Below are 19,972 nucleotides of genomic sequence, written 5' to 3'. Positions count from 1 at the left end.
CGGCCGTCAGCCCTTCTCTCCGTCCTTCCGGATCCCGAGCTTCCGCATCTTGCTTTGCAGCGTCGTCGGCTTCAGCCCCAGCGCCGCCGCGGCCCCGTCCTCTCCGTAGATCTTCCCGCCCGCGGCCCGCAGCGCGTCCTCGATGCAGCGCTGAGCCGCCTCTCGGTACGTCATCACGCGCCCTGTCGCGCCGGGCGCCGCGGAGAGCGGCGCTGACAGGATGAGCTCGTCTCCGGTCGACATCACCATCGACCGCTCGATCACGTTCTCCAGCTCCCGCACGTTGCCCGGCCAGCCGTGCGCCCGCAGCCGCGCCATCGACTCCGCGCTCACCCGCGGCGGCGTCCGGCCGAAGCTCGCCGCCACCTTCTCCACGATGACGCGCGTGAGCGGCTCCAGGTCCTCTGGGCGCTCCCGCAGCGGGGGGACGAGGATCGGGAATACCTGCAGCCGATAATAGAGGTCCTCGCGGAACGCTCCGCTCGCCACCATGTCCTCGAGCGGCCGGTGCGTCGCGGCGATCACGCGCACCGAGACGCGCACCGCGCCCTCGCCGCCGACGCGCTCGATCTCGCCCTCCTGGAGCACGCGCAGGAGCTTCGCTTGCGCCGCCCTGGGCAGCTCGCCGACCTCGTCGAGCAGCAGCGTCCCGCCGCTCGCGCGCTCGAACAGCCCGAGGTGCCGCGCCGCGGCGCCCGTGAACGCGCCGCGCTCGTGGCCGAACAGGGCGCTCTCGACGAGGCCCTCGGGCAGCGCCCCGCAGTTGACCGCGAGGAACGGCCGCTCCGCGCGGCGCGACAGCGCGTGGATGCGGCGCGCGATCACCTCCTTGCCCGTGCCCGTCTCGCCGCGCACCAGCACGGTCGTGTCCTGCCGCGCGACGAGCGGCACCATCTGCTGGAAGATCGCCCGCATCGCCGGGCCCACCGCGACCACCTCCCTCGGCAGGGCGACGCGATCGAGCTCCTCCTTGAGCGTCCGCTTCTCCCCCTGCGCGCGGCGCGCGATGGCCGCGACGCGCCCGAGGACCTGCACCTGCCGCAGCGCCACGGCGAGCAGGCGCCCTGTCGCCTCGAGCAGGGCGGGCGAGAGGTCGAGCGCCGCGCCGCCGCCGAGCGCCATCGAGGCGCAGCCGACGGCGCCCTCCGCGTCGCGGAGCGCGAAGACGGCGAGCGTCTCGCCGCCTGCGCCGCGCCGGACCTCCGGCGCGCCCGGCGCGGCCGCGCCGCGGCGCAGATCGAGCCGCCGCAGCGGGAGATGGCGCGAGAGCGCGGCGCTCACCGCGGGGACGAGCGTCGCCTCGGTGTGCGCGCGGGCCGAGGCCTCGCCGAGGTCGGCGAGCAGGAGGAGGGCGTGATCGGCGGAGGCGGTCATCGTGCGCGGAGCGAGGCCGACGAAATGGCGTTGCGCGGCACCGTAGGGGCGTTGCCTGGGCCGCACAAGGCCGTCGAAAGCCCGGGAAAAGCCGCTCGGGCCGCGGGCACGCGCCCTGCTCCATGGCGGAGGAGGGAGAGGAGAGCGCGCGGACGACCGCGCGCCACGGAGAAGGAAAGGAACCCTCATGGCCTACGTCATCGCCGAGCCCTGCGTCGCCACGTGTGATACCGCCTGTGTCCCTGTCTGCCCCGTGGACTGCATCCACGGCCCGCTCGCGGCGGACGAGATCTCGCGCATCCCCGAGGGAGAGCGGAAGACACGCCTCGCCGGTCTCCAGCTCTACATCGATCCCGAGTCGTGCATCGGCTGCGGCGCCTGCGAGAACGAGTGCCCGGTGAGCGCCATCTTCGATGAAGACGAGCTGCCGGCCGAGTGGCAGCGCTACCGGGAGATCAACGCGCGCTTCTTCGACGATCGCGCGAAGGCGCGCGCTCCGGAGGAAACCTGAGCGCGGGTCGGGAGCGGCAGATATCGACGAGCGACACAGGGAGAGGCGGAGGGGGCCGCGGGGCATTGACAGCCCGGAGTCGCCGCGATGTCATGAGCCTCTCTTCCACGTGCTCCGCCCACCGGTCAGCTTCCAGGCGCGCGCGATGTGCATCGGCCTCTGCTGCGCGGCGCTCGCGTGCATGGCGCCGCCCGGCCTGAAGGGCGTGCTTCCCTTTCTCGCGTCTCCGGCGGGGCTGGGCGTCGCTGCGCTGGCGCTCATGGCGCTGGGGACGTCGATCGAGGACCTCGGCAGGATCCGGCGCATCCGCGTCGGCGTGGGCCTCTGTATCGTGGCCGCCGCGCTCGTCGCGGCCGGCGCGCTGTGGGGCGCTGCGCTGCCCGCGCTCAAGCCGTCGCTCGCCTGGTTCGCCTGGCCTCTTTATGGCGCCGGCGCGATCGGCGTAGCCCTCGCGCTCCGGCGTGACATCGCGGTCTTCCGCGATCCTCGTCACGGTCAATCCGTCCGCCTGGAGTCCATCTCGGCCGACGCCGTTCGTCTCACCGCCAACGGGGCTCCGGTCACCGTCCCCGCCGCCCAGATCCGCGGCGTGAGCCTCTGCGCCGGCCTCGAAGGGCGGGGCGTCTTCGTCCTCGTTGGCAGCCGGGACAAGGTGATCGGCGACGCGCGGGCGCTGCCCTGGGTCGCCGCCCATCGGGACGGCGACACCTTCCTCTTGACCGAGCACCAGGCGGCGCTCGACGCAGAGGTCCTGGCCGTGCGGCTGCACGAGGCAGCTTCCGCCAGCGGAGGGGATTATCGATGAAGGCGAGCGAACACGCGGCGGACGGCGCTCCCGAGATCCCGCTCCGCCGTCCCTACCCGGAGCTCCTCCTGGGCGCCCTCTTCTTTGCGGTCTGCGCGGCGGTCCTCACCCATCGGGCACAGACGAACGACCGCGGCCTGATCCTGAACGGGATCCTCCATTTCGAGCCCGGAGGCGCCGACGTCTTCTACGCGGCGCTGGCGATCCTGGCATGGGCCTTCTGCGCGCTCGGCGTCCTCGCCGCCGCGCGGTTTGCGGCGCTCAAGGAGTTCCGGATCGTCCTTGGCCCTCGATCGCTCACCTTGCCGTCGATGCACCCGCTCCGGGGTGCGCGGGAGGTCACCGTGCCGCTCGATCGCGTCGAGTCCGTGGAGCTGCAGCCGCCGGCCAAGCCGATCACGCTGGTGATCCGCGAGGACGATCGCTCCCATAACATCCCGCAGCGCTGGCTTCCCAGGGGCAGGTCGGCCGAGGAGGTCGCCGGCGTGATCATCGCGCGGGTGCGGGGGGCGCAGGCGGGGCAGCGCTCGGGCGGGTAGCGCGCCGCAGGTTGTGGGCTCTCGGCGGTGATGCGGTAGTAGGATGGCGCGCGATCACGAGGAGGCACTCATGAAGGCCGCGGCCGCGCTGGTGAAGGACATTCGCGAAGAGCTCCGGAGCATCGACGATCAGCTGAGAGCCCACCCCTACCCGGACGCCATCGAGCGGGGCGAGATCGCGCTCGAGGGACTGAAGGCCTTCCCGGGCCACCAGCACCACGTGGTGCTCAGCGACCTGCGCTCGATGGCGATGATGCTCCAGCGCTTCGGGGACACGCCCTGGCGCGATTTCTGGAGCGGTGTCCTCCAGGGCGAGCTCGTGGCGCCGGACGGGATCGCCGCCATGGGCCGGAAGCTCGGCATGACGAAGGACGACCTGGATCGGTACGAGGTCACCGCGGAGGGGTTCGCGTATGCCGTTCAGATGGCCTGGGCGGCGGCCAACGCCTCGGCGGCCGAGATCGCGTGCGCCCTGCTCATCAACTTCCCAGCCTGGGGGTTCAACTGCGGCAGGATGGGGAAGGCGCTCCGCGACCGGTACGGCTTCGGCCCGGAGCACACCGCCTTCCTGGACGCGTTCGCGGCCCTGCCATCGTTCGAGGACACCGCGGTCGCCATCGTGCAGGACGGGCTCGACCGCGGCGTGGAGCCCCGCGCGATCCGCCGCACGACCCGGCTATTTCAGGCGTATGAGAACATGTTCTGGGACGCGATGATGGCGCTGGGAGCGCAGAAGCGCGCGGCTAGCTAGCGCCGCCCTTCCTCGCGCTCACACCCGTACTTCTCGCGGATCTCGGTCGCCATCCGGTGCACCACCGCGCCGGCGTCGGCGCGCACGTGCAGCTCCAGCCCCGGCATCAGCTCCACGCGACGCCACGCCCGGCCGAGCTCCTCCGTGTCCGCGCGCTCCCCGGCGCCGGGCGCTGCGCTCTCGGGTGGCTCCGGCGGCAGCACCTCGTTCGCCAGCTCCTCGAGCGGGATCGCGGCGAGCTTCCGCTTGATCTCCGGGAGCAGCAGGTTGTGCTCGCGCAGCTTCTTGATCGCGAGCGCCCGCACGAGGTGCTCGCGGCCGTACGTCGTGCGGCGGCCGTGGAACGCGGGCTTGTCCATCAGACCCTCCGCGAACCAGTGCTTGATCGTGCCGGTGCTGACACCGGCGGCGCGCGCCAGCTCGACGGCGCTGTAGCCGCGCGGGGTGACAGGGGGCGTGGGGACCAGGGGCATCGAGACATCCTAGCCAAAGAACCAGACAAAAGTCGACAGAATCTAGACAATTGATTCTGGTTTCCAAGTGAATGGAGGCTCCAACGAGAGATTATCCACAGAAATCTGGCTAGTATCAAGCATGAACCAAAGAATCCTATCAAAAAACCAGGATGATGTGACCTGAATCCAGAAAAACGGCTCAAAGATCGAGCGAATCGAGTCGCCCGGATCGTGCTGGTCGGGTCGACGAGGGCGGTCGGCGCGGCCGGTGGTACACCCTGCCTTCATGACGACGACGGGCGCGCCGCGATCCATCTACCTTCCCAGGGCCTTCGAGGCGCACGACCTCGCCGAGCTCCACGATCTCATCGACGCGCACTCCTTCGGCATGCTCATCGCGCCCGGGGAGGACGGCGTGCCCATGATCGCGCACCTGCCGTTCCTTCTGGAGCGCGACAGCGGCCCTCACGGCAGTACGTCAATGCAGTGATCCAAGGGGACTTTCAGGATGCCCAGCGCATCTTCGAGCGGCTCCCGCAGAAGGGGCGCCTGCGCTCGTTTGAACCCGGGCAGATCCTGGTCGAGCACAGGGCCGCCCATCACGATCGTGTACTTACCTGGCTTGGCGTCGAGGGAATGAAAGGCCCTTGGCGTGCTGCAGTGAACGGGAGGTGGGTCCTCTACGGTTTCGACGGTACTATCGTCTTGCGCCCATTCATGTCCGAGGATGACCAGCAGGCTCTGGCGCGCCACGGGCTTGTCGATTGACCGGGCCAGGAACGACTTCCCGTGTGGGCGCCAGTAAACAGCAACCGGACCTTCGTTGAGAACAACATCGGTCGGGCACGTGCCACCGTGGTTCAGAACGGCTGGAGCACCCGCGGCTGCTGGTGAGTTTTGGAGCATCCGCCGCGTCCAGCTCCGGATCAAGCTGTCGGGTAGCCGTTTGGCGGTCTGAATGCTGTCCTGGGGCCCGATCGCCCGCGCGTCGTGGTTGCGTGCCGAAGCGCCTCGGAGGCCTCCGGCAAGATGCGGGAGGTGAGGCGCCTCCCCCCGTGTCACGCTGCCGGGCGTGACATGTCACGCTACAGGGCGTGACATGTCACGCTCCATGAGCCGCTTGTCACGCCGGGCAGCCGTCTCCCCGAACCCCCGCGCAGCCTGGATCGGTCGGGCGTCTCTGTCGATTCCGCTGCCGAGCGCGGATCCGGCCCAGCGGGCACGGCGATGGCACATCCCCTGCTCTGACGACGAGGCCATGAGGAGCAGGCCGCGCGGCCTTCGCCCGGCATACTCGGAGCGAGCTCGTCGAGCGATCGTCATCGCGGCTCGCAGGCCACCAGCGCAGGTGGGACCTGGGGCCGCCCGACTCGAGCTGATGGTTTACCCAGGACGACGCCGTCTTGCCATCACCCTTTCGCATCGAAAGAGAACATCATGAAATACACTGGAATAGATCGCGATCATCGGAACGAGCCGCGGCGTTGCCGCCTCATGCGTGCGCTTCGCACGAGCCCGGCGCTTCTTGCTGGGGTCATCATGTCGACGACCGTGGGTGCTTGCGGCGGGTTCGAGGGACCGGGCGCGGAGGAGCCTCTGGAGCTTGGAACCGCTGACGCCGCCTTGAATTTCGATGGTGAGGAGTTCAAAGGCTGGCTACAGGTGCCGGCGCTGGCGGGCGCGACGTCGGACCCGGCCCTCTGCACCGACGGGGGGCGTGCCTTCCTCGCCTTCTCGCGCACGACGAGCGGCCTCCTGTATGGGGTGGCCGACTTCGCGCAGGGGTTCTCGAGCTGGACGCCATACAACACGCTCTTGCCGCGAAAGTTCGGAACGAGCCCTGCGTGTGCCATGATCTTCCCCACCCCGACCGAGAGGCACTTCATCACGGTGGCGCGCGGGTCGACAGATCCCTTGAATCAGACGGACCGGAGGCTGTTCTGGAGCCAGGGCAGGTGGTTGGCCGGAACTACGGCCAATCCCCCAGAAATGGTGACCGAGTGGGCTCCTATCGACAGCAACACGTACGCGAGCGGGGGAAGCCCGGCCATCGTGTCGCGGAACGACAAGGTCGTCATCACCTTTCTCGCCGACAACGGCAAGATTCACGCCCACTACAAGGATCCGAGCCAGCCCTGGAGCGACAGGAAAGATGGGCCGGACATGCCAGCAGGCTGGACGGCAATCGGAACTCCAGCGATTGCGTTCGTGGAGAACTGGGTGATGAAGTACATGATCGTCGTCCTCGCGGCGAACAGCAACTTTACCCAGTTCAAATTCTACTACACCTTCTTCAACGGCACGAGCTTCGTCGATGCCGTCGGCGGTACTCCTGCGACGTTCGAGGAGCTGCCGCTCGCGACCACCCCGGGCACGGCGCCCACGGTGGACAGCGAGCCCGCGCTGGAGTACGAGAGCACGCAGCTTGCCACCAGTACGCTCTACTACCGAGTTGGCGATTTCATCTACCAGACCTCCGGCCTCGTCTACGACTTCGGAACGAACGGGATCCTGCCGATTCGAGGCGACGTGAACAAGCAGTTCCGCAGTGCGCCCTCGGTGGTCGGCGGTGTGCCATACGATCAGGGCCTACATCAGGTTCTGGCGCGGGACAGCTCGAACAGGCTGTGGCACATCGAGTCCCAAAACGACTACTTGACCCCGTGACGTGGCTCGGCTGCTCGGAGCGGCGCGAAGCATCGAGATGACCCGGCGCTGGCCGGAAGGACCGATGCCGGACGTCGTGCGGTGTTTCCGTCGAACGGCATGAGCTCGGCCCGGAGCAGCCTCACGCCGTCCACAGGCAGCGTGGTCACCTCCCCGGCGCGCTCGGTGATCGCCAGGACAACGAGCGGCGCGTGACGAGGACCGCCGACGATGGCGCCCCCGCGCTCGCCGGCGCGCGCCCGGCCGGCGCCTCGGCCCTCGCGGCGGGCTTGGCCCGCGCGGACTCGGGGGGGCGCCGCCGGCGCCGCGCCGGGCGCCTCCGAGCCGCCTCCCGCAGGCTGTGAGTGAAAGCGGCGACCTCGATGCATAGATGAGTTGTTGATACAGCGTCTCCTTTCCAGGAGGGATGCGGATCGCGTAAGGTTCTCTATGCCGACCAACGCGTGCAGCGTGGCCGTAGGGTGGGACCGGTGACGCCGCGGGCCCTTCACCGCGGGCGACGCGGCGGCGGACGGCGCCCCGTTGGGCCACGTCGAAGTCGCCCTCGGCGGCGAAACAGGCGGAAGCCATGAGAATCGCTGCTGTTTCCAGCGACCACTCGCTATCGACCGGTTTCTCTGGCGGGATTTCTGACGCGCGGAATCAGTCCCTCGGCTCCCACGGGACCTGGATCCGCACTGGAGTCGCCTCGAACGATGCACCCGGGCCGCGGCCGAGCTGGCCGTGCGTGTCGAGCCCCCAGCAGTAGACGTCGTTCGCGCCGGTGAGCGCGCACGCGTGGCCGTTGCCGACGGCGACCGTGGCCGCGTTCACCACGCCGGAGACCAACCGCGGTACGGGCGCGCAATCTGGAGACCCCGGCCGGCACTCCCCGGCGCTCGCCGGGCTCGTGCGCGACGGGGTTCCCCAGCAGTACACTGCGCCGCCCGACGTCACCGCGCACGCGTGCTCGTGGTACGCCGCGACGTGCTTCACATAGTCGATCTTCGCCCGCACTGGCTGCGTCGCGCAACGCCCGTTTCCCGGGCACCACTCGGGGGAATCATGGCCATCGACGCCCCAGCCGAGGCCGCCGAACTGGTTCTGGCCCCAGCAGAACAGCTGGTGGATGCCGTCGATGCCGCAGGTGAAGTCGTGGCCCGCGGCGAGCTGCACGAAGCCGATCAGGGCGTCGTCGCGCGTGATCGGCCTGGACGCGACGTCCAGGGTCGTGCCCAGCCCGAGCTGACCCACGCCGTTGTCGCCATAACAAACGACGTTGCTCACCGGATCCTGCCCACGCGCGGGCGCGAACAGGACGCACGCATGGCCGTACCCCGTCGCGACGGAGAGCGAATGGAACCCCGCGGCGTCCACCCGCGGCGCCGCGCCCCAGCACTGGAGGCCCCCGTCCGGCGCCAGCACGGCGCAGGCATGGCGCGCGCCCGCGGCGAGGCTGACGGCCCCCGTGACCGGCGCCTGCACCGGGACGGCGCTGCAAGGATAGCCGAGCCCGGGACAGTCGGCGGTCGGCACGCCGAGCTGGCCGTGGTGGTTCATGCCCCAGCACCAGACGGTGCCGTCCAGCCGCCGCGCGCACATCGCGAGGTCGCCGATGGCGAGCTCCACCACGCCGTCGAGGTCGGGGAGCCAGGTCGGGGTGGAGTGATCCACGAAGCTCCCCATCCCGAGCTGCCCCGCCTCGGCGCTGCCCCAGCATGCGACGTGACCGTGAATGCCCACGACGCAGGTGTTGTCGCCGCCGGCCACGAGACGCATTTCCTGCGGCGGAAACGGGGCGGTCTCACCGTCCGGCTCGGGCTCGGGCTCGGGCTCGGGTTCTGGCTCGGGCTCGGGTTCTGGCTCGGGCTCGGGTTCTGGCTCGGGTTCTGGCTCGGGCTCGGGCTCGGTGCCCGTCACGCCGGCATCACCGAGATCGGTGACGGGCGAGGATCCACCATCGCCGGTGGGGGGCGATCCGCCGTCGACCAGCGGCGGATCGCCGGCCCTGAGCTCGATCGTGGTGCCACACGAGGCTGCGCTCAGGGCGAGCGCGGTAGCGACCGAAATGAAGGCGAATGACGAGGTGCTCATCCTCCGAGGATGCCGCTCGATCGGCGCGCTGGACCTTAATCCGGCCTTAATCCGGGGGCGCCGGCGCTTCGCTGCCTCCCGCGCTGCCGCCCCCGGGGGGCGCCGTGTCGGGTCCGCCTCGGCGCGGGCGCCGGAAGTTACGCCCGCTGCTCAAGGTCCAGCACCCGGAGCAGCGCGCTCGACCCCGGCGAGACGGGCGCGGGGTGCGCGGTGACGCCGAGCCCTCCCTCGCGGACGGACCACGCGACGGCGATCGTCGAGCCCTTCGGCGAGACCTCCGGGCGCATCGAGCCCGCCACTTCTGGGGCCAGGCACAGATAGGCGCCACCGGCGCGATCAGCGATTGGGAGGAGCCGGCCGGGGTGAGCCTGCGCGCCTCGATGAGCGTGCGCGGAATCGGGCTCGCCGGCGCGATCTGCCGCCGACCTCTACGCGGGCGCTGGCCTCGATTTCGCGCTCTTCCCCGAGGAGGACGCGCAGCCTGCGCTCGTCCTCGAATACCAGCTCCGCCCCCTCCGCACGCCCTCGGACACGCCGCTCCAGATCCTGCACCTCGGCGCCGCCATGCGCGGCGTCTTCTAGCGCGGGCGCGCGTCCGCGCTGGTATCAGGGTCGTCATGACGACGATGCGTGCCAAGCGAACGGTGTCGGCCCCGCGCAGAGCTTCCAGCGCGGCCCCTCCAGCGGCCCCCGCTCCGCGTGCGGCGCCGGAGCGAGCCCATGTGCTCGACGTCCCGTTCGCGATGCGCGCGGTCGCGTCCGCGAGCGGCGCGCGCTGGGACGCGGAGCACGGCGTGTTCGTCGTTCGCGCAGAGACGCTCCCGCCGGCCCTCGCGCCGTTCCGCGCCGCGCCGTACTCGTGGGAGCGACGCATCGAGCACGAGCTCAACGACGACCCCGCGCCCGCGCCGGCCGCCCCCGCCGGGGCGATGATCCTCCGCCCGCACCAGCTGGACGGCGTGCGGGCCATCGCCGCCGCGAAGGCCGAAAGGCGCGCCGGGTTCCTCCTCGCCGACGACGTCGGCCTCGGCAAGACGATCACCGCCTGGGCAGCGGTCCTCCAGATGCCGGACGTCACGACGGTGCTGATCGTCTGTCCGCTCGCCGTCGTCGCGCACTGGCGCCGCACGGTCCAGGCCATGGGCGACGCAGGCAAAGAGATCGTGATCATCAACTATGATCGGCTGGGCAAGCTCTTCGAGGTGACCCCGGAGGCGCGGCGGAGGATTCGATCCAAGAAGGGCCTCGCGCGCGCCGGCAGCGCCGCGGAGTTCGACGTGGTGATCTGGGACGAGAGCCATCGCTGCAAGAACCCGGCGGCGGCGCGCTCCAAGCTCGCGGTCAAGCTCAACGCACGCGCACGGTTCGTGCTGTGGCTCTCGGCCACCGCGGGGCAGAACCCGCTGGAGCTGTCGTATCTCGCGCCGCTCCTGGCGAGCGCAACCGGGAGCCGCTCCGCGGATCTGAAGGACTTCGAGCAGTGGTGCGAAGGCCAGGGGCTCGGGGTTGCGCGCGGCGCGTTCGGCAGGTGGGACTGGCGCGGTGATCCGGCGGACTGCGAGAAGGTGCGTGCCCTCCTGTTCGACGGCCGTCCGGCGGTCGGGATGCGGCGTCGCCCGGAGGACGTGGCCGGCTGGCCCGAGATCAACCGCATCCTCACCCCGCTCGAGCTCGACGCCTCCGCGCGTGAGCTCTACGCGCAGGCGTGGACCGCGTTCCGCCGGGAGATGGATCTCCTGCCAAAGGGCGCGAACCCGAGGTCGGCGCTCGCCGCGACGCTGCGCCTGCGACAGAAGAGCTCGCTCATCCGCGTGGCCGGCACCGTGGAGCTGGTGCGTGAGCTGCTCGACAACGGGCATCAGGTCGCGGTCTCCGTCGCCTTCATGGAGACGCTCGAGGCCGTGGAGGCCGCGCTGGCCCGGGAGCGCGTCCCGTGCGCGCTGATCCACGGCGCGCTGCCGGCCGGCGAGAAGGAGGCCGAGCGCCTCCGCTTCCAGCGCGGCGAGCCGCGCGTGGTGCTCTTCACCGTGGAAGAGGGGATCTCGCTCCACCAGGGCGAGCACAACGAGGTGCCGCGCTCGGCGGTGATCCACGATCTGCGGTGGTCGGCGATCCAGATGGCGCAGATAGAGGGCCGCTGCCACCGCAATGGACGCTTTGCGCAGGTCTACTGGGCGTATGCCGACGGTACCGTTGAAGACAAGATCGCCGCGATCGTGTGCCGCAGGATCCGGTCGATGAAGGCGATGGTCGGCGATGACGTCGAGACGATGCACGAGATCGAGCGGTTGCTCGCCGGAGCCGAGTGACAGACGCGCCGCGCGCCGTGGCCATGATCGTCGCCTGCGCGCCAGAGACGAACACTTCGCGCTTGCCCTGCTTCAAGAAATTTCGGAGCGGGCTCGTCGTCCGCGTTCGCGGGCTCTTGCGGCCTCGCAGGGCGCGGTCCGATGCGCGGGCGCCATGAGCTCGCGGACGCCAGCACCGCCGCGTACTTCACGGTATGGAAGCGCGGCGGCGGGACGCTCGCGACGAGCCGCCGGGATTGGACGTTCTGGCGCGCCCACGATTTCCTGACCAACTGGGGCGAGCAGTTCGGCGGATGCAAAGCATTCATCCTCTGTCCGCCCGGCGGCTCGGTTCGCATCCTCTCTCGCGAGCTACCCGGGCACATGGGTCGCGGCGTGGAGGTGTCGCGGGCCGGGCTCGTTGCAGCCGCCGAGGGGTTCGCACGCTGGTTCGAGCGACAGGCGCGGCCTCTGGAAGGCGGTCGGGTCTAACGTATGCCGATGCGGCCCAACAAGGGGGCTTGCTGACCGACGCGTGGGCGCGCTGCGCGCACCCACGCGCGGCAGAAGACCAAGTCGTTGGGCCGGGCTGCCATGGAGGGATGCGTCGTGGCTGCCCCCATCCGCCATGGCGCCGCCACCCCCTGAGGTGGAACTCTCCTCGCGTTTTCCCGTCGTTTCACGCCGGCACGGGGTGTGCTCGAGGCCGAGCGTCATGCCGACGCTCGAGCACAACGCCCTCGTCGAGATGTTCCGCGAGCACCCGGCGCTCGCGCCCCACTGGCTCGCGACGCTCTTCCACCTCGATGTGCCGCCACACACCTCGGTCGGGGTCGTCGAATCGTCGCTCGACCAGCTCATCCCGGTGGAGTTCCGCGCTGATCTGGTGCTCGAGCTTCGAGACGCGAGCGGCGCGCTCGTGCTGGCGATCGTCATCGAGGTCCAGCGCGACATGGATCCGGACAAGAAGTTCTCGTGGCCGACGTACGTCACGGTCGTGCGTGCCAAGAAGCGCTGCGGCACGGTCGTCCTCGTGATCGCACCGGACGCCGGCGTGGCCGCCTGGGCGGCGGAGAACATCGACCTCGGTCTGGGCCTCGGCCACGTCGAGCCGCTGGTGCTCGGTCCGGCCGTCGTCCCCGAGATCACCGACCCAGCCCAGGCGGAGAAGGACGCCGAGCTGGCCGTGCTCTCGGCGGTGGCGCACGGCAATGGGCCGAACGGGCTCACCGTGGTCAAGGCCGCGCTCGTTGCGCTGGGCCGGCTCGACCAGGAGCACGCGATGGTCTACTTTCAGGTCATCTGGAGCGGGTTGCGTGAGCCCATGCGGCGGGCTCTGGAGGCGTTGGTCATGGAACGGCAGATCGAAGACGAGGCGAGGTTTCCGTTCGTGCGGGAGCTGATGGATCGCAGCAAGCTCGCGGGCCTACGTGAGGGCAAGCTCGAGGGCAAGAGGGACACGCTGCTGCGGCTGCTGGCGCGTGCAGACATCGCGCTCACCGAGAGCGAGAGCGCGCGCATCCAGGCGTGTACGGACATTGCGACCCTCGACCGCTGGATCGATAACGTCCTTGCGGCGAAGAACGCCGCCGAAGTGCTCGCCTGATGGTCAACAGATGCGGCCCGACAAGGTGATGAATCAGACGGGCTTTGCCAGCTGATCATCGCGGCCTGTACAATCGCGCCATGAACCGCGACGGACCGCTTGTCATGGTGTCGCCGGACGCGGCGCTTCAGCCGTCGAATCGGACGCGCGTGCCCCCCGAGGGGCGGAGCACCGGGAGGTAGCGCGAGGCGGGGAATCCGCCCTGGAGCCTGGGGCCCGAGGCCGGGAGCTCCCGCCCGAGCGCGACGAGGAACTGGACGATCTCCATCCAGGCGAGGTGATAGCCGAGGCAGAAGTGCGCGCCGCCGCCGAACTGGGCGATCTCGAGCGGCGAGAGCGCCTCGTTGCGGCCGAGCCAGCGCTCGGGGCGGTAGCTGTCCGGATCCGGGTAGAGCTCCGGATCGCGGGAGAGCAGGACCAGCGGGATCGCCACGTGGGTCCCCGCAGGGACGGCGCGGCCGTCGAGCTCGAAATCGGCGACGGCGCGGCGGGCGTCGTGCGGCACCGGGGGATGGAGGCGGAGCGCCTCGCGGAACACGGCCTCGGCGAAGGGGAAGCGGCGGAGATCCGCGGGCGAGCGCGGGAGATCCGGCGCGCTCGACGCCTCCTCGCGGAGCGCGCGCCAGACCGCGGGGCTCTCGGCGAGGTGGGCGACGCACCAGGCCATGACCGAGGCCGAGGTCTCGTGGCCGGCGAGGAGGAGCAGGCGGAGGTTGCCCACGAGATCCTGCTCCGAGAGCGGCTCGCCCTGCTCGTCGCGGGCCGTGAGCAGCGCCGGCAGGAGGCCCTTTGCGTCGCCGCGGGCGCGCACGCCGGCGAGGATCCGGCCGATGCGCTCGTCGAGCCAGGCGCGGGCGCGGAGGCCGCGGCGCCGCGGCGAGCCCGGCACGTCGAAGGGCAGGCTGAGGATCACGAGCATCAGATCCTCGTAATAGTGGCGCCACTCGGGGAGCTCGTCGTCCTCGACGCCGGTGATCTTGAACATCACCTCCAGGGCCAGCTCGCGGGTCTCGCGCAGCAGCCGGACGTCGCGCCGGCCGAGCCACGAGCGGACCTTGCGCTCGACGCTGGTCGCGACGATCGCGCCGACCTCCGCGGCGTCGAGGCCCTTCGGCGAGAAGGGCCCGTTCATCGCGGTGCGGAGGCGGCGGTGCGAGGCGCCGTCGTGGGCCATCAGCGTCTGACCGAAGAGGTGGCCGACGCCGCCCTCGGTCAGGTACGAGGAGTCGACGGCCTTGCTCTTGAAGAGCGAGAAGGCCTCGTTCGATGCGTAGATGAGCTGCCAGGCGTCGACGCCAGGAGCCCAGAAGAAGAGGGAGCCGAAGCGGCGCTGGCCCTCGCGGAGCAGGCCGAGCTCGTCGACGGCGATCGCCGGCATGTGGCCCACGACCGGGAAGCGGCCGGGGAGGATGGGGAATCCATGCCGGGTCTCGATGCGGCGGGCGAGGGGGTTGCGGCCTTGAAGGAGCGGGAGATCGGCGAAGGAAGCGGGGAGGGCGGTGGTCATGGCGCGTGCGACCTCCACGTGTATCATCACGCCGGCGCGGCCTGGGCGCCCGGCGAGAGGCGCGCTGTCATCTCCGGATCTCGGACACGAGGACGAGCCGCCCGTCTTCGTATCGGGCGCACACATGGTAGTCGGGGTCGGTCCCGGGGCCCTGCTCGAGCGCACGTGCGATCACGCCGAGCAGGTTTGGCCATGTGCCGGCGGCGGCGACCAGGTAGGCAGACCAGCCCGCCTCCTCGAACGCGGTGACGACCTTCTTCGGGTCGTCGAAGCCCTTCCCCGGCTCGCCGACCGCCGCGCGGAGCGCCGGCAAGAGCTCCGTGACCGCGGCGTCGCCGGCGGCGCATCGCTCGGCGGCGAACGCCTTCTCGACGCCGGCGCGCGAGGCGTCCGTCAGGGCCCACGACGCGACGAAGCGGCTCCGCTTGCCCTGGGCGGTGACCCCGAGGGTGCCGTCGCCGGCGAGCCGGCGCGCCGGCGCAGCGAGCCAGAGGTTCTGCCGGGCCTCGGCGAAGCCCTGGGCAGCGATCCCCGGGATCACCCTCGGATCGACCGAGCCTCCGGAGAGCGCCCTCGCGATCTTGCCGTAGCCGTCCGTCGCGCCCAGCTCGCCCATCCGCTCGGGATCGAGGCACACCGACACCACGGGGCTCGCGTCGAACCTGGAGCACCGGCCCTCCGGGCCCCCGACCTCTTCGCTGAACGCCACGAGCTCCTTCAGGGCGGCCGGATCGCCGCCGGACCCGAAGAGCGGCATCACGACGTCGAGCCGGAGGTCGTCGCCGTCCGCGTAGATCGCGACGGCGGCGATCCCGCCCTGCGCCACGCCGAGCGGCGCCCGGGCGCCGAAGCCGGCGCAGCGCGCGGCGCCCGGGCACGCGTCCAGCGGGGCGCCGCCCGCGAGGACGTCCACCACGCCCGCCAGGGCGCGCTGCGGGTCCGCCCCGCTCACGAGCGGAACGAGGAGCCGCACCCGCGTCACGTCCGCCGCGTGCTCGCGGACGACCTTCTCGAGCGCCTTGCCCGAGGCCCCCTTGGCCATGGCGTCGACGACCGCGCGCGCGCTCTTCTCGGACGCGGGCACCACGGCGCCCAGGATCGGCCTTCGCGGATCGACGCCGGCCTTCGCGAGCGTCACATCCGGCGGATCCTGGCTGCCGAGCGCGCGGTTCGCCTCGATCAGGATCTGAGCGATCTGGGGCACGTACTGGACGGCGACGTCGAGGGCGCTGTTGCGAAGCGAGGCGTAGATGGCGGCGCCCGGCGGGAGGCGCGCGATCTGCTCGGCCGACGGGGGCGGCGGCTCGGGCGCGGCTCCCCCGGGCGCGGCCGGGTCGCTCGCCGCCGGTTGCGCCGGCGCCGCCGCGGACGCGCTCGCCGGTGCGCCTGGCCGCGCCGGTTGCGCGGCGGCGCTCGACGGGCTCGCGCCGGTCGAGCCTTGTCGCGCGGCGCAGGCCGCGCTCCCCGCCCCGAGCGCGATTCCTGCGCCGAGGAGGACGATGGGGAGGAGCTCTCGAAGGGGCATGAGCGGGCTTCATGCCCGCGCGGTCGCCGCGCCACAAGCCACGAGGTGATAAGCTCAGGCGTATGGACGGCCAGGGGCGGAGGCGCGGGGCGTCCCGCAGGGTGAGCCGGGGTCTTCGCGAGATCGTGCGCGCCGTGGCACTGGGCGGGGCGATGGTCGTGACGGGCTGCGGGGCCGCGCCGCCCCCGCGGCCCGTGAGCGATTTCGATCTCCTGTTCCGAGACGAGGGCAAGGAAGAAGAGCCCGAGCAGCAACCCGTGCTCGACATCATCGCCGTGGCGGATACGGACTTCGACGGCAGGTCGGAGCTGTCCCTGAGGGGCATCCGCGGGGGCGCGCTGTATTTCATAGAGAACCGAGGACGCGTCCTGCGTCGGCTTGATCTCGAAGGCGGCGCGCGGTTGATGGACGATGTGGATCCTTTCGACGAGCCGATCGTGACAGCGTCCCTTCCTGGCGCGCTGTCGACGGCCGAAACCAGCGATCGAGCGCTCTGGCTCTCCAGGCGCGAGGGCCCGCCTGGGGTCGCCGCGAACGCGCCGGCCGGGCAATCCATCAACCGGACCGAGCTCGTGGACTCGGGCTTTCTGTACTGGAGGAGCGGGGACTATCTGATGCGGCAGCCGGCGCGAGGAGGTCCAGCGATCCCGGTGGCGCGCGCGCGCGACACGATGCGGAGCGAGTACACGTTCGCGAGCGATGGTCGCGCTCTTTATCGAGGCTCGCGCGCGTCCGTGTCCAGGGCGCCCCTCTCGGGCGGGGCTTGGCGAGAGGTGGCGAGGCTGCCGCCCGCCGACCGGGCGTGGACCATCCATCCGATCGCGGGGAAGCTCTACGCGCTCTCCTCCAGGATGCTGCTCCGGCTCGATCCGGAGGCGCCCCGCGCGCGGCGGCTCGTGGCGCTCGACGGCGTGCCCATCGGATCCATCGCTGTCCTGGGGTCGGAGCTCTACTACACGACGCGACAGGAGACAGGTGACGTGCTGTGGGCGATGCCGAAGCGCGGAGGCGCCTCCGCGCACGCGTTGAAGCTCGATCAGCTCGGCGCTGCGCCCGCGCTCGACGACGCGCATGCCTTCTTCCTCACCGTGGACGGCAGGCTGGTGCGCGCGAGCCTGACCGGAGGCTCGAGGGAGACGCTGGTCATGTCCGACGACGTCGCCCGCGCTCTGTCGGCGCCGGAGCCCTACGGCTACGGTCCGAGCCCGTCGCGGGAGGATCTCTGGGGATCGCCGGCCTTGCCAGAGCTCGTGGCGGTCGACGCGACGAGCGTGTACTGGGTGGACCGAGCACAACGCGCGGCGCTGAAGCTCCCGAAGCGAGGCGGTTCCATCGAAGTGCTCATGAGGGGCCTGGAGAACCCGGAGAAGCTCGCCATCGACGATCTGTACGTCTACCTGTCCGACGACGGTCCCAGTGGCACGCGGCTGCTACGGGTCGACAAGATGGGGGGACGCCCCGAGGTGCTGGCGCGCGTGCGGGTGCCGGCGTTCCACTTCAGCGCGAGCGGCGAGGCGCTGTTCTGGGCAGCGGACGACGACCTCTTCAGCCTCTCCAGAGAGGATGGCTTCCGCGCCCTGCCTCGCCTGGGGAGCTTGAGCGATGGCTCCCTGTCCCACAACGTCAACTGCAGCTTCGCCGCGCGTGGAGGAGACGTGTTCTATGCGCGGTGCGAGGACGACTGGAGCTCGTCGCTCGTCGTCCGCCGGAGCGGGGAGCAGCGCGCGCTGCGCATCCTCGGCGCCCAGCACAGGCACCCCGCCAGGCTCGCCGTGGACGCGGACGCCGTGTACATCCTCGAGGTGGGCAGGAAAGCGGGGCCCAGATCGCGCGTCTCGGGCCGGGAGCGCTTCGATTGCTGCAGCATCTGGGCGGCGCCGCGATGACGCGCGCGCGCGCCGGGGTCGTTCCTGGCGGGCCCTTGTCCTCTGCCAGGCGACAGTCCCGCCGCCGCGCCCAGGTTTGTAAGGTCTCGTACTGGACCGGCGTCGGCTCGGACACCCAGGTGAACGTGCAGTGCTACGATGATCTCGGCAACCCGGTCGACAGCCAGCTCACGAATACGTATCTCGGCGCCGAGATGTTCACGCCCTGCTGAGCGAGCGCTGATACCGGGGGGCTGACATCACTCGCCCGTGTCGAACTCGCACGCGGCGACCTCCGGCGCACACTCGCCCTCCACCTCGGCGGCCACAGAGGCGAGGCAGTCGTTGCACTCGGCGCTCCGCGCCTCGCCGGCGCCGCACGCGCCATAGCAGGGCAAGTCCTCCACCAGGCCGCAGGCAACGCAGAGGCAGTCCATGAGCACCTCGTAAATCTCGGCCGACGCCTCGCACAGGTCCGCCGGATCGTCGGTGTCGTAAGGGGGCAACGAGCAGGTCGCGCACTCAGCGTTGCCACCGGCTCCGCCCGCGGCGCCGACCTCGCCGCCCGCGCCAGCGCCCGCCTCGCCACCCGTCGAGCTGCCGCCCGCGCTGCCGCCGGCCTCGCCTCCCGTCGAGCCGCCGCCCGCGCTGCCACCGGTCCCGCCACCCGTCGAGCCACCGCCGGTCCCGCCGCCTCCGCCCACCAGATGGTAGCTTCCGTCCAGCCCCGCCAGCGCGGTACACCCGCCGGCCGCCGCAAGCCCGAGCAGCGCCATCGCCAGGGACGCGTTCACACGCTTCGAGCCCGCCATGGCGCCGGAGCATCACTCGCTTACGCCTCCGGCGTCAAGTGACCGTACGGCTGGTTCGACCTGGGGCCGTGGCGCGATGCACGCACGACACGCGTGCTCGTCAAGTCTGTTACAATCGTAGATATCGCATGTTCATGGACGACGGCACGCAGGACCGCCGCCCCCGAACTCGGCCTGATCGCCCTGCCGTGCGCTGCCACGTCGTGGCTCGCCATGGCACAGAAAACCAGCGTGTTTCTCTCGTGCCGGAGCGGGCATATCCCGTGCTCGACGCGGCGGCCATGACACACAAGTGCTTTCTCTGGTGGGCTCGTGGTTCCTTCATTGCGTGGGCGACGCTGGGCGGCGCGGCGTGCGGCGAAGACGACCATGGACCTGCGAGCGCGGAATCCACCAGCACCAGCGGAGCGGGCGCGAGCGGCAGCGCCGGCGCTGGCGGCTCCGGAGGCGGCGGCGGCAGCGCCGCGAGCGGCGGAGCCGGCGGCTCCGGGGGCGGGGGCGGCAGCGCCGCGAGCGGCGGAGCCGGCGGCTCCGGGGGCGGGAGCAGCCATGGCCTGACGTGTCGCGAGTCGAGCTTTCCGGCGTTCAGCAAGGCCTGCGAACAGGCGAGCGACTGCGTCGTGTTGCCGCACGTCACGACCTGCTGCGGAGACGTCCTGTTCGTCGGCGTGGACGCGGACGACAAGGAAGCGTTCGAGGCCGCCGAGGCGGCGTGCCTCGCCGGCTCGCCGCTGTGCGATTGCCCGTCGCATCCGTCGCTCGCGGAGGACGGCCGGCAGCTCGAGAGACAGAGCGAGCAGGCGGTCGTGGCGCGCTGCGACGAGGGCTCGTGCACGTCGGAGATCAGAGATTTGCCCTAGCTCGACCTTCGTTCGCGGGGACTCGTGGCCGACTCGGAAGGCCTGCAATCTCTGGCAGGTTCCCTGCGAGGGAGGCCGCCGGCTCTCGCCCTCACCCGACCGCAGCTCGAGTCAGCCGGCCGGGATCGGCGTGACCGAGATTCGGTCGTCTTCCTCCACCGTCGCGGCGGCCGCGTCGCGAGCTGATCCAGCGTGCCGGGGGCAGCCAGGCTCGGGAAATCTGTGGGGAGCGAAGCCGGTTCGTCGAGCACGGCGATCCCCGCGTCGTGGGTGTTCGGGATGAAGCCGGGGAAGCTGGCAAGCTCCTGAGAGAGGCGTTCATCGCGGCAGGCCC

General features: G+C 71.0%; 20 protein-coding genes. 13 read left to right on the top strand and 7 right to left on the bottom strand.

Annotation, left to right across the window (positions count from 1 at the left end; translation table 11 throughout):
• Positions 1–6: 6 nt before the first annotated feature.
• Positions 7–1,374: a sigma-54 interaction domain-containing protein gene (locus WMF27_RS27610; protein ID WP_437765874.1), complete on the bottom strand. Its 1,368-nt coding sequence runs from the start codon at positions 1,372–1,374 to the stop codon at positions 7–9.
• 187 nt (positions 1,375–1,561) lie between these two features.
• On the opposite strand from WMF27_RS27610, the gene WMF27_RS27605 reads away from it, so the two are divergent.
• The 4 genes from WMF27_RS27605 (at position 1,562) to WMF27_RS27590 (ending at position 3,980) form a co-directional block, all read left to right on the top strand.
• Positions 1,562–1,885 carry a 4Fe-4S dicluster domain-containing protein gene (locus WMF27_RS27605; RefSeq protein WP_437943124.1) on the top strand — a complete coding sequence of 108 codons (324 nt, stop codon included), beginning with the start codon at positions 1,562–1,564 and terminating at the stop codon, positions 1,883–1,885.
• Between the two features lie 109 nt (positions 1,886–1,994).
• On the top strand, positions 1,995–2,690 hold the full coding sequence (locus tag WMF27_RS27600) for a hypothetical protein (protein ID WP_437943123.1): 696 nt from the start codon (positions 1,995–1,997) through the stop codon (positions 2,688–2,690).
• Complete coding sequence (locus tag WMF27_RS27595; protein WP_437943122.1) at positions 2,687–3,229, top strand: hypothetical protein; 543 nt, start codon at positions 2,687–2,689, stop codon at positions 3,227–3,229. The genes WMF27_RS27600 and WMF27_RS27595 overlap by 4 nt, the downstream gene beginning before the upstream one ends.
• Before the next feature lie 70 nt (positions 3,230–3,299).
• Positions 3,300–3,980, top strand: coding sequence for a hypothetical protein (locus tag WMF27_RS27590; protein WP_437765878.1), 681 nt, complete (start codon positions 3,300–3,302; stop codon positions 3,978–3,980).
• On the opposite strand, the gene WMF27_RS27585 is transcribed toward WMF27_RS27590, so the two are convergent.
• Complete coding sequence (locus WMF27_RS27585) at positions 3,977–4,453, bottom strand: helix-turn-helix domain-containing protein (RefSeq protein ID WP_437943121.1); 477 nt, start codon at positions 4,451–4,453, stop codon at positions 3,977–3,979. The two genes, WMF27_RS27590 and WMF27_RS27585, sit on opposite strands and share 4 nt — an antisense overlap.
• Before the next feature lie 268 nt (positions 4,454–4,721).
• Here WMF27_RS27585 and WMF27_RS27580 point away from each other — a divergent pair, with 268 nt between their 5' ends.
• From WMF27_RS27580 to WMF27_RS27570, 3 genes are all read left to right on the top strand, one after another.
• Positions 4,722–4,925 carry an FMN-binding negative transcriptional regulator gene (locus tag WMF27_RS27580; RefSeq protein ID WP_437943120.1) on the top strand — a complete coding sequence of 68 codons (204 nt, stop codon included), beginning with the start codon at positions 4,722–4,724 and terminating at the stop codon, positions 4,923–4,925.
• Positions 4,922–5,203 carry a hypothetical protein gene (locus WMF27_RS27575; protein WP_437943119.1) on the top strand — a complete coding sequence of 94 codons (282 nt, stop codon included), beginning with the start codon at positions 4,922–4,924 and terminating at the stop codon, positions 5,201–5,203. Before WMF27_RS27580 ends, WMF27_RS27575 begins: the two co-directional genes overlap by 4 nt.
• Before the next feature lie 771 nt (positions 5,204–5,974).
• Entirely contained in the window at positions 5,975–7,102 is a 1,128-nt protein-coding gene (locus WMF27_RS27570; protein ID WP_437943118.1) for a hypothetical protein, read from the top strand.
• Between the two features lie 642 nt (positions 7,103–7,744).
• Here the strand turns inward: WMF27_RS27570 and WMF27_RS27565 are convergent.
• Both WMF27_RS27565 and WMF27_RS27560 read right to left on the bottom strand, forming a co-directional pair.
• Positions 7,745–9,175, bottom strand: coding sequence for an RCC1 domain-containing protein (locus WMF27_RS27565; protein WP_437943117.1), 1,431 nt, complete (start codon positions 9,173–9,175; stop codon positions 7,745–7,747).
• A gap of 137 nt (positions 9,176–9,312) precedes the next feature.
• Entirely contained in the window at positions 9,313–9,462 is a 150-nt protein-coding gene (locus tag WMF27_RS27560; RefSeq protein ID WP_437765888.1) for a hypothetical protein, read from the bottom strand.
• 435 nt (positions 9,463–9,897) lie between these two features.
• Here WMF27_RS27560 and WMF27_RS27555 point away from each other — a divergent pair, with 435 nt between their 5' ends.
• The 3 genes from WMF27_RS27555 to WMF27_RS27545 all read left to right on the top strand — a co-directional run bounded on the left by WMF27_RS27555 (position 9,898) and on the right by WMF27_RS27545 (position 13,069).
• Complete coding sequence (locus tag WMF27_RS27555) at positions 9,898–11,484, top strand: SNF2-related protein (RefSeq protein WP_437765889.1); 1,587 nt, start codon at positions 9,898–9,900, stop codon at positions 11,482–11,484.
• Between the two features lie 141 nt (positions 11,485–11,625).
• Positions 11,626–11,955, top strand: a complete 330-nt coding sequence (locus WMF27_RS27550; RefSeq protein ID WP_437765890.1) for a hypothetical protein — start codon at positions 11,626–11,628, stop codon at positions 11,953–11,955.
• 43 nt (positions 11,956–11,998) lie between these two features.
• On the top strand, positions 11,999–13,069 hold the full coding sequence (locus WMF27_RS27545; protein WP_437943116.1) for a hypothetical protein: 1,071 nt from the start codon (positions 11,999–12,001) through the stop codon (positions 13,067–13,069).
• Between the two features lie 127 nt (positions 13,070–13,196).
• Here WMF27_RS27545 and WMF27_RS27540 read toward each other — a convergent pair whose 3' ends face one another.
• Together WMF27_RS27540 and WMF27_RS27535 are read right to left on the bottom strand one after the other, a co-directional pair.
• Positions 13,197–14,576: a cytochrome P450 gene (locus WMF27_RS27540; RefSeq protein ID WP_437943115.1), complete on the bottom strand. Its 1,380-nt coding sequence runs from the start codon at positions 14,574–14,576 to the stop codon at positions 13,197–13,199.
• Between the two features lie 67 nt (positions 14,577–14,643).
• Entirely contained in the window at positions 14,644–16,101 is a 1,458-nt protein-coding gene (locus WMF27_RS27535) for a hypothetical protein (RefSeq protein ID WP_437943114.1), read from the bottom strand.
• A gap of 134 nt (positions 16,102–16,235) precedes the next feature.
• On the opposite strand from WMF27_RS27535, the gene WMF27_RS27530 reads away from it, so the two are divergent.
• Complete coding sequence (locus WMF27_RS27530; RefSeq protein ID WP_437765894.1) at positions 16,236–17,987, top strand: hypothetical protein; 1,752 nt, start codon at positions 16,236–16,238, stop codon at positions 17,985–17,987.
• The gene (locus tag WMF27_RS27525; protein ID WP_437943113.1) at positions 17,957–18,199 is read left to right on the top strand and encodes a hypothetical protein; all 243 of its coding nucleotides are present in this window, start codon (positions 17,957–17,959) and stop codon (positions 18,197–18,199) included. The genes WMF27_RS27530 and WMF27_RS27525 overlap by 31 nt, the downstream gene beginning before the upstream one ends.
• A gap of 27 nt (positions 18,200–18,226) precedes the next feature.
• Here WMF27_RS27525 and WMF27_RS27520 read toward each other — a convergent pair whose 3' ends face one another.
• A complete protein-coding gene (locus tag WMF27_RS27520; protein ID WP_437943112.1) occupies positions 18,227–18,778 on the bottom strand; it encodes a hypothetical protein in 552 nt (183 codons plus the stop codon).
• Positions 18,779–19,059: 281 nt separating this feature from the next.
• On the opposite strand from WMF27_RS27520, the gene WMF27_RS27515 reads away from it, so the two are divergent.
• Entirely contained in the window at positions 19,060–19,638 is a 579-nt protein-coding gene (locus WMF27_RS27515) for a hypothetical protein (RefSeq protein ID WP_437765896.1), read from the top strand.
• The last annotated feature ends 334 nt before the right edge of the window (positions 19,639–19,972 follow it).

The organism is Sorangium sp. So ce281 (assembly GCF_051527395.1).
Taxonomy (GTDB): Bacteria; Myxococcota_A; Polyangia; order Polyangiales; family Polyangiaceae; genus Sorangium; species Sorangium cellulosum_B.
Note: the sequence above shows the minus strand (reverse complement) of the source record. Positions and strands in the feature narration are given on the sequence as shown.

Excerpts from the sequence above, each read along its gene's own strand:
- WMF27_RS27520 (WP_437943112.1), bottom strand. The coding sequence starts at position 18,778 with ATGGCGGGCTCGAAGCGTGTGAACGCGTCCCTGGCGATGGCGCTGCTC.
- WMF27_RS27515 (WP_437765896.1), top strand. The coding sequence starts at position 19,060 with ATGACACACAAGTGCTTTCTCTGGTGGGCTCGTGGTTCCTTCATTGCG.
- WMF27_RS27610 (WP_437765874.1), bottom strand. The coding sequence starts at position 1,374 with ATGACCGCCTCCGCCGATCACGCCCTCCTCCTGCTCGCCGACCTCGGC.
- WMF27_RS27585 (WP_437943121.1), bottom strand. The coding sequence starts at position 4,453 with ATGCCCCTGGTCCCCACGCCCCCTGTCACCCCGCGCGGCTACAGCGCC.
- WMF27_RS27550 (WP_437765890.1), top strand. The coding sequence starts at position 11,626 with ATGCGCGGGCGCCATGAGCTCGCGGACGCCAGCACCGCCGCGTACTTC.
- WMF27_RS27595 (WP_437943122.1), top strand. The coding sequence starts at position 2,687 with ATGAAGGCGAGCGAACACGCGGCGGACGGCGCTCCCGAGATCCCGCTC.
- WMF27_RS27590 (WP_437765878.1), top strand. The coding sequence starts at position 3,300 with ATGAAGGCCGCGGCCGCGCTGGTGAAGGACATTCGCGAAGAGCTCCGG.
- WMF27_RS27605 (WP_437943124.1), top strand. The coding sequence starts at position 1,562 with ATGGCCTACGTCATCGCCGAGCCCTGCGTCGCCACGTGTGATACCGCC.
- WMF27_RS27570 (WP_437943118.1), top strand. The coding sequence starts at position 5,975 with ATGTCGACGACCGTGGGTGCTTGCGGCGGGTTCGAGGGACCGGGCGCG.
- WMF27_RS27535 (WP_437943114.1), bottom strand. The coding sequence starts at position 16,101 with ATGCCCCTTCGAGAGCTCCTCCCCATCGTCCTCCTCGGCGCAGGAATC.
- WMF27_RS27580 (WP_437943120.1), top strand. The coding sequence starts at position 4,722 with ATGACGACGACGGGCGCGCCGCGATCCATCTACCTTCCCAGGGCCTTC.
- WMF27_RS27540 (WP_437943115.1), bottom strand. The coding sequence starts at position 14,576 with ATGACCACCGCCCTCCCCGCTTCCTTCGCCGATCTCCCGCTCCTTCAA.
- WMF27_RS27560 (WP_437765888.1), bottom strand. The coding sequence starts at position 9,462 with ATGCGCCCGGAGGTCTCGCCGAAGGGCTCGACGATCGCCGTCGCGTGG.
- WMF27_RS27565 (WP_437943117.1), bottom strand. The coding sequence starts at position 9,175 with ATGAGCACCTCGTCATTCGCCTTCATTTCGGTCGCTACCGCGCTCGCC.